Annotated in this window: 13 protein-coding genes and 1 tRNA gene; 8 read left to right on the plus strand and 6 right to left on the minus strand. The window is 69.5% G+C overall.

Annotation, left to right across the window (positions count from 1 at the left end):
• Positions 1 to 128 precede the first annotated feature (128 nt).
• The gene (locus ACFWGZ_RS31900; RefSeq protein ID WP_382455299.1) at positions 129 to 692 is read right to left on the minus strand and encodes a hypothetical protein; all 564 of its coding nucleotides are present in this window, start codon (positions 690 to 692) and stop codon (positions 129 to 131) included.
• A gap of 237 nt (positions 693 to 929) precedes the next feature.
• Here ACFWGZ_RS31900 and ACFWGZ_RS31905 point away from each other — a divergent pair, with 237 nt between their 5' ends.
• From ACFWGZ_RS31905 to ACFWGZ_RS31915, 3 genes are all read left to right on the plus strand, one after another.
• The gene (locus ACFWGZ_RS31905; RefSeq protein WP_382455300.1) at positions 930 to 2183 is read left to right on the plus strand and encodes a class I SAM-dependent methyltransferase; all 1254 of its coding nucleotides are present in this window, start codon (positions 930 to 932) and stop codon (positions 2181 to 2183) included.
• A complete protein-coding gene (locus tag ACFWGZ_RS31910; protein WP_382455301.1) occupies positions 2180 to 2950 on the plus strand; it encodes a DUF1295 domain-containing protein in 771 nt (256 codons plus the stop codon). The genes ACFWGZ_RS31905 and ACFWGZ_RS31910 overlap by 4 nt, the downstream gene beginning before the upstream one ends.
• A gap of 64 nt (positions 2951 to 3014) precedes the next feature.
• Positions 3015 to 5063, plus strand: a complete 2049-nt coding sequence (locus ACFWGZ_RS31915; protein ID WP_382455302.1) for a prolyl oligopeptidase family serine peptidase — start codon at positions 3015 to 3017, stop codon at positions 5061 to 5063.
• Positions 5064 to 5208: 145 nt separating this feature from the next.
• Here ACFWGZ_RS31915 and ACFWGZ_RS31920 read toward each other — a convergent pair whose 3' ends face one another.
• The 4 genes from ACFWGZ_RS31920 to ACFWGZ_RS31935 form a co-directional block, all read right to left on the minus strand.
• On the minus strand, positions 5209 to 6024 hold the full coding sequence (locus ACFWGZ_RS31920) for a spermidine synthase (RefSeq protein WP_382455309.1): 816 nt from the start codon (positions 6022 to 6024) through the stop codon (positions 5209 to 5211).
• 29 nt (positions 6025 to 6053) lie between these two features.
• Positions 6054 to 6449, minus strand: coding sequence for an adenosylmethionine decarboxylase (gene speD, locus ACFWGZ_RS31925; protein ID WP_030476957.1), 396 nt, complete (start codon positions 6447 to 6449; stop codon positions 6054 to 6056).
• Positions 6450 to 6483: 34 nt separating this feature from the next.
• On the minus strand, positions 6484 to 7650 hold the full coding sequence (locus tag ACFWGZ_RS31930; protein WP_382455303.1) for a type III PLP-dependent enzyme: 1167 nt from the start codon (positions 7648 to 7650) through the stop codon (positions 6484 to 6486).
• A 108-nt stretch (positions 7651 to 7758) separates the two neighbouring features.
• The gene (locus ACFWGZ_RS31935; RefSeq protein ID WP_382455304.1) at positions 7759 to 8943 is read right to left on the minus strand and encodes a metallophosphoesterase; all 1185 of its coding nucleotides are present in this window, start codon (positions 8941 to 8943) and stop codon (positions 7759 to 7761) included.
• Positions 8944 to 9031: 88 nt separating this feature from the next.
• Here ACFWGZ_RS31935 and ACFWGZ_RS31940 point away from each other — a divergent pair, with 88 nt between their 5' ends.
• The 3 genes from ACFWGZ_RS31940 (at position 9032) to pabB (ending at position 12434) form a co-directional block, all read left to right on the plus strand.
• Entirely contained in the window at positions 9032 to 9529 is a 498-nt protein-coding gene (locus ACFWGZ_RS31940) for a SigE family RNA polymerase sigma factor (protein ID WP_382455305.1), read from the plus strand.
• A complete protein-coding gene (locus ACFWGZ_RS31945; RefSeq protein ID WP_382455306.1) occupies positions 9526 to 10359 on the plus strand; it encodes a hypothetical protein in 834 nt (277 codons plus the stop codon). The genes ACFWGZ_RS31940 and ACFWGZ_RS31945 overlap by 4 nt, the downstream gene beginning before the upstream one ends.
• Before the next feature lie 89 nt (positions 10360 to 10448).
• Entirely contained in the window at positions 10449 to 12434 is a 1986-nt protein-coding gene (pabB, locus tag ACFWGZ_RS31950; protein ID WP_382455307.1) for an aminodeoxychorismate synthase component I, read from the plus strand.
• Positions 12435 to 12544: 110 nt separating this feature from the next.
• Here pabB and ACFWGZ_RS31955 read toward each other — a convergent pair whose 3' ends face one another.
• Positions 12545 to 12886 carry an Lsr2 family protein gene (locus ACFWGZ_RS31955; RefSeq protein WP_030466676.1) on the minus strand — a complete coding sequence of 114 codons (342 nt, stop codon included), beginning with the start codon at positions 12884 to 12886 and terminating at the stop codon, positions 12545 to 12547.
• A 326-nt stretch (positions 12887 to 13212) separates the two neighbouring features.
• On the opposite strand from ACFWGZ_RS31955, the gene ACFWGZ_RS31960 reads away from it, so the two are divergent.
• Complete coding sequence (locus ACFWGZ_RS31960) at positions 13213 to 13494, plus strand: metal-sensitive transcriptional regulator (RefSeq protein ID WP_382455308.1); 282 nt, start codon at positions 13213 to 13215, stop codon at positions 13492 to 13494.
• A gap of 50 nt (positions 13495 to 13544) precedes the next feature.
• A tRNA-Leu gene (locus ACFWGZ_RS31965) sits at positions 13545 to 13618 on the plus strand.
• Positions 13619 to 13684 lie beyond the last annotated feature (66 nt).

Genomic DNA, 13684 nt, shown 5'->3' on the forward strand with positions numbered 1-13684 from the left:
CTCTTCGCGTGTCCGACTCACCCCGGAGCGAAACGACGGGGACCCCGGCCCCTTCCCCAGGGCCGGGGTCGCACGTGTCAGGGTGTGCTGTGTCTCAGGTGGACCGTCCTAACGGGATGGCTGTGGGGTTACGCGGCGGGGGCCGTCACGCCGGGGGGCAGGCACTCGACGTTGCGCTTGCCGTTGGGCTGGATCACGAACCAGGTCTTGCCGACACCCTGGCCCTTCCAGGTGCCCGGGCCCGGGTCCAGCGAGTACGAGTAGAGGGGCCAGCCGTCGACCGCGACCTGCTTCTTGCCGTCGGCGCGGGTGATCAGCGAGACCAGCTTCGAGTCGACGCCCTCGAGCTGCGGGACCGTGTCGGACAGCAGCGGCGGCCACGTCACGGCGCACTGGTCGTTGCAGTTCGACTTGCCCTCGGGCTTCGGGGTGTCCTTGTCGAAGCGGTACATCGTCCGGCCGTCGCCGTCCTGGATGACCTGGCCCATCTTCTCGACCGACTTGCCGACCAGCTTCAGCGAGCTGACCGGGGCCGCGGCCGGGGGCTGTGCTGCGGGTTGCGCTGCGGGGGTTTCCGGCGCCTGCTGCTGAACAGGGGTCTCGGGCGCCGCGGCGGGCTCCTGGAGTACCGGGGGCTGACCCACGTCGCCGTAGTCACCGAGGACGCCCAGGTCGGTTTCGGTCTGTGCCACCGGCTTGGAGTTCGTGCCACTTCCCGTGGCGCTCCAGACACCCAGACCCAGCACAACTGCCAGTCCCGCGGCGAGCCCGATGGCAATGCGGTTACGTCGGATCACACTCATGTCCTCCTTGTCCATCCGTTCGCTCTATCGAGGCCATACGGGCGGGGTTGCGTCTCGGTTCAGAAACGAACCGAACCTCTTGCCGTCCCGAACGTCGGGGGAATCGGGTCTTGCGGGAGGTGCAGGGTGGTCGTCGCTGGTCAGCTGGCAGGAGTGGCCGAACGGGTGCTGGGTTCGCCCCTGCCGATCGGAATTCGGGCGTGGGACGGCAGCGTCGCCGGGCCCCAGGACGGGACCGTGCTCGTGATCCGGTCCCGGGACGCGCTGCGGCGGCTCGTGTGGAGTCCGAACGAGCTGGGGCTCGCGCGCGCGTACGTGAGCGGGGAGCTCGACGTGGAGGGAGACCTCGCCGAGGGGCTCTCGCAGATCTGGGGGCTCGTGCGCCGGGGCGTCACGCGGCGGCCGCGGATCTCGGAGGTCGCGCGGCTCGCGCTGCGGTTGAAGGTGCTCGGGCGCAACCCCGAAGCGCCGAAGGAGGAGGCGCGGCTGAGCGGTGCGCTGCACACCAAGAGCCGCGACCGGGACGCCATTTCGCACCACTACGACCTGAGCAACGCGTTCTACCAGCTCGTGCTCGACCCGAGCATGGCCTACTCGTGCGCGTACTTCACGGCCGAGGACGAGCCGCTGGAGCAGGCGCAGCACAACAAGCTGGACCTCGTGTGCCGCAAGCTCGACCTGCGGCCGGGGATGCGGCTGCTCGACGTCGGCTGCGGGTGGGGGTCGATGATCATCCACGCCGCGAAGCACTACGGCGTGCACGCGACGGGTGTGACGATCTCCGCCCAGCAGCGCGCGCACATCCTCGGGCGCATCGAGGCCGAGGGGTTGCAGGGGCGCGTCGAGGTGCGGTTGCAGGACTACCGCGAGGTGCGCGACGAGCCGTTCGACGCGATCTCCACGATCGAGATGGGCGAGCACGTCGGCGAGAGCAACTACCCCGAGTACGCCTCGACGCTGCACCGGCTGCTCAAGCCCGAGGGACGCCTGCTGCTGCAGCAGATGTCGCGTGGCCGCAACGCACCCGGCGGTGGCGCGTTCATCGAGTCGTACGTCGCGCCGGACATGCACATGCGACCGGTCTCGCAGACGACGGGCTTCCTGGAGTCCGCCGGGCTGGAGATCCGCGACGTGCACGCGTTGCGGGAGCACTACGTCTGGACAGTGCGGGCGTGGGCCGACACGCTGGAGCAGCGGTGGGACGAGGTCGTCGCGCTCGTCGGCGAGGGGCAGGCGCGGGTCTGGCGGCTGTACCTCGCGGGCGGCGCGCTGACGTTCGAGGAGGGACGGATGGGCGTGGACCAGATCCTCGCGGTGCGCAGGAGTGAGACCGGTCGCAGCGGCATGCCGCGGGTGCGTCGTGAGCTGGTGGCCCGGTGAGCTTCCTGATCAGCTTCGTCGTCGTGGTCGCGCTGCTCAGCGGCCTGTTCCTCTACGCGGACGCCCGCAAGCGCTACGACCTGATCGACTCCGTGTGGGGCCCCGGCTTCGCCGTGATCGCCGTGGTCACGCTGCTGTTCGCGGACGGGGAACCGAGCCGGCAGTGGCTCGTGGCGGCGCTGACGGTCGTGTGGGGCGTGCGCCTGGGCGTGCACATCCACCTGCGCAACCGCACGAAGGACGAGGATCCGCGCTACCAGGACATCCTCAAGCGCGCCAAGGGAAATCCGCGCCTGCGGATGTACCGGGTCTACCTGGTCCAGGCCGTCATGATGTGGATCGTCTCGCTGCCCGTGCAGGCCGCCGCCCACCTCGACGCCCCTTTCGGGGTGCTGGACTGGGCGGGCGCCGCCGTGTGGGTGGTCGGCTTCGCCTTCGAGGCCGTGGGCGACTGGCAGCTCTCGCGGTTCCGGGCTGACCCGGCGAACAAGGGCGCGGTCATGGACCGCGGGTTGTGGCGCTACACCAGGCACCCGAACTACTTCGGCGACGCCGTCGTGTGGTGGGGCCTGTACCTGTTCGCGCTGCACTCGTGGCAGGGCGCGCTCACGGTCGTGGGCCCGGTCGTCATGACGTGGCTGCTCGCGAAGGGCACCGGCAAGCCGTTGCTGGAGAAGGACATCGTGTCGCGCCGGCCCGGGTACGCGGACTACGTGAAGCGCACGAGCGGGTTCGTGCCGCTGCCGCCGAAGAAGCTCGTGGGCTGAACCGGGGAGGGACGTGCACGTCACAGCCTCCGTCCGGCGGGCGCGCGCGGGTTAGTGTTGGTGGGTGGGCAACGACATCTCCTTCCCGCGCCAACACGCGCGCACCCAGCGGTTCACCCTCGGCGCACCGAGGACCTTCTCGGTGTCGGCGGACGGGGCACGCGTCTTCTTCCTCCGTCCCGCCACGGCCACGAGCCGGGCGAACGGGCTCTGGGAGCTGAACACGGCCACCGGCGTCGAGCGGCTGCTCGCCGACCCGGTGACGCTGCTGACCGACCAGGAGGACCTGCCGGCCGAGGAGAAGGCGCGCCGCGAACGCACGCGCGAGTCCGGTGCGGGCATCGTCGGCTACGCGCTCTCGGGTGACGCGCGTGTCGCGTCGTTCGCGTTGTCCGGGCGCCTGTTCGTGGCCGACCTGGTGGACGGGGCCGCGCGCGAGCTGCCGACCGGCGGCGGTGTCATCGACCCGCGTGTCGACCCGACCGGTGAGCGGGTCGCCTACGTCGCGCAGGGCGCGCTGCGGGTGGTCGAGCTGAGCTCCGGCGAGGACCGCGCCGTCGCCGAACCGGACGGCGAGGACGTGACGTTCGGCCTCGCCGAGTTCATCGCGGCCGAGGAGATGTCGCGCTACCGCGGCTACTGGTGGGCACCGGACGGCCGGCACCTGCTCGCCGCGCGCGTGGACAACGCGCCGGTGCAGCGCTGGTACATCGCCGACCCGGCGAACCCCGCCACGGTGGCGACCGAGATCGCGTACCCGTCGGCGGGCACGGCGAACGCCCTGGTGTCGCTGCACGTCGTGGCGCTGGACGGCACCTCCGTGCCGGTGGCGCTGGAGTTCGACTACCTCAACGCCGTGCACTGGTCGTCCGGTGGCGCCCCGCTCGTCACGACGCAGACCCGCGACCAGCGCACTCGCACGACCTACTCGCTCGCCCCCGGGACCGGGGTGGCCACCGAGGTCGCCGTCGAGACCGACCCGACGTGGCTCGAGGTCACCGACGGGGCGCCGGCGTGGACCCCGGACGGCCGCCTCGTGCGGATCGTCGGCGAGGGCGACGAGTACGCGCTGAAGGTCGGCGACGACGTGCTCACGAGCGGCTTGCAGGTGCGCCGGGTGCTCGACATCGCCGACGACTCGGTGCTGATCGCCGCGTCGGAGGACGACCCGACGGTGACGCACGTCTACTCGGTCGGCGGCGAGGTCACCCGGCTGTCCACGGAGGACGGTGTGAACTCCGCGGTTCGGGGCGGTGGCACGGTTGTGCTGCTGTCGGCCACTGTGGACTCGTTCGGCACGAAGGTCAGCGTCGGCGACCACGTGGTCGAGTCGTACGCGGACACCCCGATGATCAAGGCGGCCCCGCGCCTGCTGACGCTCGGCGAGCGCGCGCTGCGCGCCGCGCTGCTGCTGCCGTCCGGCCACGTGCCGGGCACGAAGCTCCCGGTGCTGATGGACCCGTACGGCGGTCCGCACGCGCAGCGCGTCGTGGCGGCGCAGAACATCTACCTGACCCCGCAGTGGCTGGCCGACCAGGGCTTCGCCGTCCTCGTGGTCGACGGCAGGGGCACTCCCGGCCGCGGTCTCGCGTGGGAGCGCGCGATCGCGTTCGACTTCGCCGGCGCCACCCTGGAGGACCAGGTCGACGCCCTGCACGCGGCCGCGGACGTGGAGCCCGACCTCGACCTCTCGCGCGTCGCGATCCGCGGCTGGTCCTACGGCGGCTACCTGGCGGCGTTGGCGGTCCTGCGCCGCCCGGACGTCTTCCACGCGGGCATCGCGGGCGCCCCGGTCACCGACTGGCGCCTCTACGACACCCACTACACCGAGCGCTACCTCGGCGACCCGGCCGACAGGCCCGAGGTCTACGACTCGAACTCGCTCATCGCCGACGCGGACAAGCTCGCCCGCCCGTTGATGATCATCCACGGCCTGGCCGACGACAACGTGGTGGCCGCGCACACGCTGCGCCTGTCCAGCGCCCTGCTGGCCGCCGGTCGCCCGCACACCGTGCTGCCGCTCTCGGGCGTCACGCACATGACCCCGCAGGAACAGGTCGCCGAGAACCTGCTCCTGCTGCAGGTCGAGTTCCTGAAGCAGTCGCTCGGCTGATCCCGCCGCGTGCTGGGTGGTGGCGAGTCCCCTGGAACCCGGGAACGCCCCGACGCCGGTGGTGGAGGTAGTCGGTCCACTGTGGAGTAATGCGCGAAGGGGCGCCTCCCGCGAACGGGAGACGCCCCTTGCCGGCAGAACGGGCTCAGGCCAGTGACTGCCGCACCCGGTAGGGCGGAATGCTGTTGCCCACCAGCGCCAGGTCGTCGATCGACTCCGGCTGGTACCCGGCCGTGGCGAGCCGCTCGACCATCAGCGCCGTCGGGTCCTCGACGACGTCCGCACGGCCGAACAGGTACGCCCACTCGTGCTCGTCGGAGCCGTAGTAGGCGACCGTGTCGAACACCTCGTTGAACCGCTGCCACGAGCGGATCAGCGTGGTGTTGCGCCACATGGTCTGGCAGCCGGACTGGTTGACGACGACACCGCCGGGACGCAGCAGCGCCTTGCACATGCGCAGGAAGTCCGCGCCGTACAGGCGGTTGTGCTGCGCCTCCTCCTCACGCTCGTCGGGCAGGTCCACCAGCACGATGTCGTACTTCTCCGACGTCGTGCGGATGTACTCGAACCCGTCGATGTACTGCACGCGGATCGGGCCCTCGCCCTTCTCGGCGGCGGCCAGTTCCTCGAGCGTGTAGCCGTAGGGCAGGTGCTCGGCGCACAGCTTCACGGCCTGCTCGTCGATGTCGATGTGGTCGACGACCGCCGCACCGTGCTCGACGGCCATCTGGCACACGACGCCCTCGGAGGAACCGATGACCAGCACGCGCTCGACGGTGTCGGCCAGCAGCAGCGCCGGCACCATCAGGGCCTCGTGGTAGGTCAGCTGGCTGAACTCCGTCGACTGGCGGTCGTTGTCGCAGAACAACGACACGCCCTGGGCGGTGCGGGCGATCACCAGGTGCTGGAAGTCGGTCTTGGTGTCGACCAGCACCTCGTCCACTCGCCAGTGGCGGGTCATGCCCTCGGCGAGCGGCTCGTTGATCGTGTTCACGCGACATGCTCCTTGACGCCACGAGTGACGAGGTCCGTGCTCACGTGAGCGGCGCCCAGGGCGTCAGCGAGTAGCTGGACGGCCAGCGCGGGTTTCGCACGAGTACCGCAGGTGAACACGTCGACGAACACCGACCCCACTTCGGGATAGGTGTGGATCGACGCATGGGATTCCGACAGCAGGGCCAGCACGGTGACTCCTTGGGGATCGAACTTCTTGGAGATCACCTCCAGCACGGTTGCGTCGGCCTGCGTGAGAACCTCACCAAGGGCGTGCTTCAGGAACTGCTCGTCGTCGAGCAGATCGGCACTCACACCCGAGAGCTCTGCAAGTACGTGCTGTCCCGCGAACAAACCGACGGTCTCCTCGGTCTGACAGGGCGCTTCGGACATCAATCACTCCAAACTATGTGATGTGCAAACGGTCTTAGATGCAGTACGTGGCCAGCGGCGGGAAGCCGTTGAAGCACACGGACGAATAGGAGGAGGTGTAGGCACCGGCGTGGAGGATGTCCACGTGGTCGCCCGCCTTCAGGTCCAGCGGCAGGTCGTAGCGAGTGTGCTGGTAGATCACGTCGTCCGCGTCGCACGTCGGCCCCGCCAGCACGACCGGACCGGTCTCGCCGCCGTCGCGCGAGGTCCGCAGCCGGTAGGCGATCGCCTCGCCCTCGGTCTCGGCGAGGCCCTGGTAGCGGCCGATGTCGAGGTAGACCCAGCGGCGTTCGTCCGAATAGGACTTGCGCGACACGAGCACCACGGACGAACGGATCATCCCCGCCTCCGCCGAGATCGCCCGGCCGGGTTCGATCATGACCCGCGGGCGCGCCGCGCCGAAGTGCCGCGCGATCGAGGCGTCGATGGCGGCGGCGAAGGCCTCGAGCGAGGGCGTGGCTGCCTGGTAGACCGCGGGAAGCCCGCCGCCCAGGTTCACCGTCGTCGTCTCGATGCCCTCCGCGCGCAGCTTCGCCGCGATCAGCGCCGCGTCGGCGATGCCGGAGTCCCAGCCCTCGACGGACAGCTGTTGCGACCCCGCGTGGAACGCGACGCCGAGAGGAACGAGCCCCAACTCGTGCGCCAGCCGCAAGAGATCCGTCGCCATCTCCGGATCGCAGCCGAACTTGTTGCCGAACGGGTAGGTGGAACCCTTGCCGTGGACGAGGATCCGCACGAGGACGGACGAACCGGGCGCGTGCTCGGCGACGAACCGGACGTCCTGCTCGCTGTCGGACACGAACATCCGCACACCGCGCGAGAACGCGTGGGCGATGTCCACCGCCTTCTTGATGGGGTTGCTGTAGGAGATCGACGCCGGCGCGGCACCGCGCTCCAGGCAGAGGTCGATCTCCGCCGGGGATGCCACGTCGAAGTGCGCGCCCTCGCCGGCCAGCGCGCCCACCACGTCGGACTCGGGGTTCGACTTGACGGCGTAGAAGATGTCGATGGACGGCATGGCCGCGTGAATTGCCTGGTAGCGCGCGCGAATCGTCTTGAGGTCGATCACCAGACACGGTGTCGACGGGTTCTCCTGGTCCAGGAAACGCCGAATACGAGCCTCTGCCTCGTTGCGCCGGTCGACGGCGAAGCTCTCGGTCATTTCCCCAGGGGTCCCCCTTCATCCGCCTCGCGTTCCGCACGCGGGCACGGCCGTCCACTCTACGGCCTGGACACCGCAAGTGCGCAATCCCGGAGGGCCGAGTGTGATTTAACCGGCAGAACGCAGCTCGACCACCGTGATGTCCGGGGGCGCGCCCACGCGCACCGGAGGCCCCCAGAAACCCGCTCCACGACTGACGTACAGCCACGTGTCGTCCACCTTCGACAGCCCCGCGACGCTGGGCTGCTGCGCCGGCACCACGAAGTTGAACGGCACCATCTGCCCGCCGTGCGTGTGGCCGGACAACTGCAGGTCGACGCCGCGTGCGGACGCGTCGGCGACCTGCACGGGCTGGTGCGCCAGCAGGACGACCGGGTTGGCGGTGTCGCGCCCGGTGAAGGCGCGGTCGAAGTCCGGGCCGTCGTCGTAGGACTTGCCGGTCACGTCGTTCACGCCGACGAGCTCGATGCCGCCGGCCACCGTCAACCCCTCGTTGCGCAACGGGTTCACGCCGAGCCGGTCGAGCTCCGCGATCCACTGCTCGTGCCCGGAGAAGTACTCGTGGTTGCCGGTGACGAAGAAGCTGCCGTGCCTGGACACCAGGTCCCGCAGCGGCGCGGCGGCCTCGCCCAGCTCGGCGACGGTGCCGTCGACCAGGTCGCCGACGATCGCGACGAGGTCGGCCTCCTGCTCGTTGATCATCCGCACGATCCGCTCGGTGTGCGACCGGCCGAGCAGCGGGCCCAGGTGGATGTCGCTCACGACCGCGATCCGGAAGCCGGACAACGAGGTCTGGAGCTTGTCCAGCGTCACGGGCACGTTCAGCAGCTTCGGGTCGCCCAGCGCCTGCGTCATGCCGTAGCCGACCACGCCGCCCGCCGCGATGCCTGAGCCGATCGCGACCGACCGCGCGATGAACAGCCGCCGCGACGGGTCGGGCACGACCTCGACCGGGTCGACGGGGTCGGGACCGGCGCCGGCGGGCACCGGCGCCGCGGTGGCGCGGCGGAGCAGGACGCGGCGCGGGATCTCCGCGATGCCCAGCGCGATCGCCAGGTAGAACAGCAGGGCGAGCCACACGAAGCCCGGCCAGGCGAGGAACTTCGCTTGCTCCGGCGAGACGCTGCGGGAGACCGCCAGCGCCCCCATCAGCACCAGGAACGCGCCGATGATCGCGACGGTGCCGGTGCGGCGGCCGACCGTGCGCGGGCGCGTCGTGTCCACGACCAGCCGGCGCCAGAGGTACAGGTGGCCCAGGGCGACCGGGACGCCGAGGAGCAAAAGGAAAATCACGACACCAGTATGCGTTTCGAGAAGAGCGTGCAACCTGTGAGGTCCCTCGCGGCGTGACTACCCCGGCACCGCAGAAGGGGGAGACCTGATGAGTGATCGGGACGCCGCGTTCCAGGAGTACTTCGCGGCTCGTTCCGACGCCATGCGCGGCACGGCCTACCTGCTGTGCGGTGACTGGCATCGCGCGGAGGACCTCGTGCAGCAGGCCTTCACCAAGCTGTACCCGGCCTGGCGGAGGATCGAGCGGCACGAGGCGCTGGACGCCTACACCAGGCAGGTCCTGGTGCGGACGTTCCTGTCCGAGCGGCGGCGCGGGTGGTTCCGGTTCGAGTCGGCGACGGACGACGTCGGCGACGCGGTCGCCCCGCCGGGGGTCTTCCCGGAGGAGCGGGTGGTGCTGCTGGAGGCGCTGGCGAAGGTGCCGCCGAAGCAACGCGCGTGCCTCGTCCTGCGGTACTGGGAGGACATGTCCGTCGAACGGACGGCCGCGGTCCTCAGGTGTTCGGAAGGAACAGTCAAGAGCCAGGCCGCGCGGGGGCTGCAGACGCTGCGCGGCCTGCTCACACAGCAGGAGAGGGTTCGATGAACGAACAGGACCTCAGGAACGCCTTCCAGGACGTGGTGGTGGCGAGCAGCCCGCCGCCTCCGATGGATCCGGGCACCGCGCTCGACCAGGCGCGCAGGGCCCGGTCCCGTAGGCGGTCGTCGCTGGTCGGGGCCGCCGTCGCGGTGCTCGTGGCGGGGCTCGGCGTCGGGTCGGCCGTGGCGCTGAACCCGCAGCTCGGCCGGCAGCTCGTGGCGGGCGCGGGCAACGTGCTGCCCTCGTCGGTGTGGGGCCCCGAGTGGCCGGCCGGCCAGACCGACCGCACCGCGGCGAACGGGCCGCAGGCGGACCGGGCGGCGAAGCTGCTCGAGGAGCTGAAGGGCGCGGTGCCGGCCGGGTACGACGCACCGCAGCTGCGCTACCGGGACCCCGCCTACACGGGCGACATGCAGCGGACCCAGGGCCAGGTGACGTCCAACCGAGGGGAGAGCCCGGAGGTCTGGGAGTACATGGCCCAGACGCCGGTGCGCAAGAACGGCCGGGTGGGCCGGCTGCTCGCCGAAGTGTCCACGCCCGACCCGTCGGCGCCCGCGGACCCGTGCGCGCTGGCGAAGTCGTTCTGGGGCATGGGCGGGCAGTGCCGGGTGTACGACGTCGGGGGCCTGCAGGTCGGCGTCGTGCAGAACAACCCCAGCGGCCGCGACCAGTTCGACAGGTGGGCGAGCTACCGCGCGAAGGACGGCTCGACCGTGACCATCGCGCAGGACGACGCCTACGAGGGCGGCGGCTACCCGGTGCTCGAGGAGCCGGTCTTCACCGAGCAGCAGCTGGCCGAGCTGGCGACGGACCCGCGGTTCCGCGTCGGCGGCTGACGCACGTGCGATGACAGGGGGCGGTCGTCCGTGACCGCCCTCTCCCATTCACCCTTCCGGGTGTTTTGGCAGGTAGAGTGCCGCCCGCAATGCGGACTCTGCTCATCGACAACTACGACTCCTTCACGTTCAACCTCTTCCAGCACCTGGCCGAGGTGAACGGCGCCGAGCCCGTGGTCGTCCCCCACGACGACCCGCGCTTCCGGCTTGTCGCGCTGCGGTCGTTCGACAACGTGGTGATCTCGCCGGGACCCGGCCGGCCGGGCAACCCCGCGGACTTCGGCCTCTGCCGCGCGGTGATCGACCACGCCGAGATCCCGTTGCTGGGTGTCTGCCTCGGCCATCAGGGTCTGTGTCTGTCTTACGGCGCGACCGTCGGTCCTGCGCCCGTTCCGCGCCACGGGATCATCTCGCCGGTCACGCACACGGGCGTCGACGTGTTCGCCGGGTTGCCGTCGCCGTTCGACGTCGTGCGGTACCACTCGCTGGCGGTCACGGACCTGCCTCCCGCGCTGGAGGCCATCGCGTGGAGCGACGACTCCGTGCTGATGGGCGTGCGCGCCCTCGACCGGCCGGCGTGGGGCGTGCAGTTCCACCCCGAGTCGATCTGCACCGAGCACGGGCGCGAACTGCTCGCGAACTTCGCCGCGCTGACCCCGACCAGGACGGCCGCCGTGCCGGAACCCGTGCTGGTTCGCCCCGAGCCCCAGAAGCGCCCTGTGCACGTGCGCAAGCTCGACCTGGTCGTCGACGCGGAGCAGGCGTTCGCGGCGCTCCACGGGGCCTCTGGGACCGCGTTCTGGCTGGACAGCGGAGCCGGCGGCCGGTTCTCGTTCATGGGCGACGCCTCCGGACCCCTCGCGCGCATAGCGCAGTACTCGGTGCCGGACCAGGAACTCACCCTCGACGGCGTGCGGATGCCGTGCCCGTCCTTCTTCTCGTGGCTGGACGAGGACCTCGCCCGGTGGGGCGTCGAGCAGCCGGACGTGCCGTTCGACTTCGCACTGGGATGGGTCGGCTACCTCGGTTACGAGCTGAAAGCGGAGTGCGGCGGCGACTTCGCCCATCGCGCGGAACAGCCCGACGCGTCGTTCGTGTTCGCCGACCGCGCGGTGGTCATCGACCACGACGGCGAATGCGTCCATTTGATGTCGCTGACCGACGACTCCTGGTTCGGAGAAGTTTCGAAACTTCTCACCGGCCTCAGCCCTTTGGGTGAGCCTTCCCGTCCGGTCGCCGGTGACGCGACGTTGCGGCATCCGCGCGCGCAGTACCTGAAGCTGATCAGCGCCTGCCAGGAAGCGATCACGGCGGGGGAGACCTACGAGGTCTGCCTGACGAACATGATGTCGTGGCGCGCCGACCTCGACCCGTGGGCCGCTTATCGGCTGCTTCGCGCCGCAAATCCCGTTCCGTTCGGCGCGTTGCTGCGATTCGGTGACCTGACCGTGCTCAGCACGTCACCCGAACGATTTATGCGGATCGACCGAGAGGGAGTCGTCGAGTCGTCGCCGATCAAGGGAACGCGCCCCCGAGGCATCGATGAGGCCGACGACGAGATGTTGCGCACAACGTTGGCGCGTTCGGTCAAGGACCGCGCCGAGAACCTGATGATCGTGGACCTCGTCCGCAACGATCTCGGCACCTGCGCGCAAGTCGGTTCCGTCGAGGTGACGCGGTTGTTCGACGTCGAGACGTATGCGACCGTGCACCAATTGGTGAGCACCGTGCGCGCCCGACTTCGGCCGGACAGTTCTGCAGTGCGATGTGTTCGAGCCGCGTTTCCGGGTGGTTCGATGACCGGTGCGCCGAAGATCCGGACCATGCAGATCCTCGACGGGTTGGAAGCCGGTCCACGCGGCGTGTACTCCGGAGCGCTCGGATACTTCTCGCTCAACGGAGCAGCCGACTTCAGCATCGTCATCCGAACGCTGGTCGCGAACGGCGACCAGGTCAGTTTCGGCGTCGGCGGAGCAGTCATCTCACTGTCCGACGCCGACGAGGAATTCGAGGAGACAGCGGTCAAGGCCACTGCGGCGTCACGCCTGTTCGGAGCGGACTTTCCCGGCCGTTGATCCGCGTTCCGGGGGAAGGTGTGAACGAACCGGGAAGTAGTGATCCCGAAGGGTTAACACGTCGGCCGGCGGCCCGGCCGACGTGTGGAAACCTCGCGCGTCCGCGCAGGTCAGGAGGCGTGAGCTTCCTGGAACTGCACAACCAGGTTCTGCGGAATGCGACCGCGGTCCGAGATCTGGTGCCCCTGTGCACGAGCCCAGTCACGAATGCGCTGGGCCTCAGCCTTGTCGCTGGCCTTCACCGTGGACTTGCCGGTGCCCTTGCGCTGCTTGCGGCCACCCGCACGACGGGCCTTGGCGACGAAGTCCGCCAGCGACTCGCGAAGCCGCTCCGCATTTCCCTTCGACAGGTCGATGGCGTACTCGACACCGTCAAGTGCGAAGGTCACGGTCTCGTCGGCTTCTCCGCCGTCGAGGTCGTCGATGAGTTGGACGACGGTCTGCTGTGCCACTGTTCCTCCGTTGGGTACTCACACAGCACGCGGATCCTCGACGTAACCACGTGCTCCGGCAACACCATAGTCCACATGAGGAAAAACGGCGAACCTTTCGCCGCTAAAATGTGACCCCAACCGCCCGGTCGGGTCATTTACCCGGTAAACCGCACGGGTGTTACGGGTCCAAAATGTGGCGCTAGTCGTCTCACTTCGGACCACCGGATGGGCTTGCTGGCCGCTTGCGCATTCCCGCTGACGGAGCAGCCGTTGCACATAACGCACCCCCAACCGGTGCAGGTATCCTCGACATACCCGCCAGGGGTAGGGAAGGTCAGGAGCCGATGCACGGGTACACCGCGGACAAGGACGCATACCTCAAGCGACTGCGCCGCATCGAGGGACAGATCCGCGGCCTCCAGCGCATGGTCGAGAACGACGAATACTGCATCGACGTCCTCACGCAGATCAGCGCCGCCACCAAGGCGCTGCAGGCGGTGTCCCTCGGCCTGCTCGACGAGCACCTCAAGCATTGTGTCGCCCAAGCCGCCGCAGAAGGCGGACCCGTCGCCGAGGAGAAGCTCGCCGAAGCCTCCGCGGCCATCGGCAGGCTCGTCAGGTCCTAGGGTCCCGCGAGAAACCAGCTGGAGAGATCCGCTAGAGTTCACCCTGCTACGCCCCCGTAGCCCAATCGGCAGAGGCAGCGGACTCAAAATCCGTCCAGTGTGCGTTCGAGTCGCACCGGGGGCACGAGCTTCGGGCGAGGTATGTCTGCGGAAAGCGCAGACCTTACCTCGCCCGTGGTGTTTTCTGGGG

Source organism: Lentzea sp. NPDC060358, assembly GCF_042725365.1.
Classification (GTDB): domain Bacteria; phylum Actinomycetota; class Actinomycetes; order Mycobacteriales; family Pseudonocardiaceae; genus Lentzea.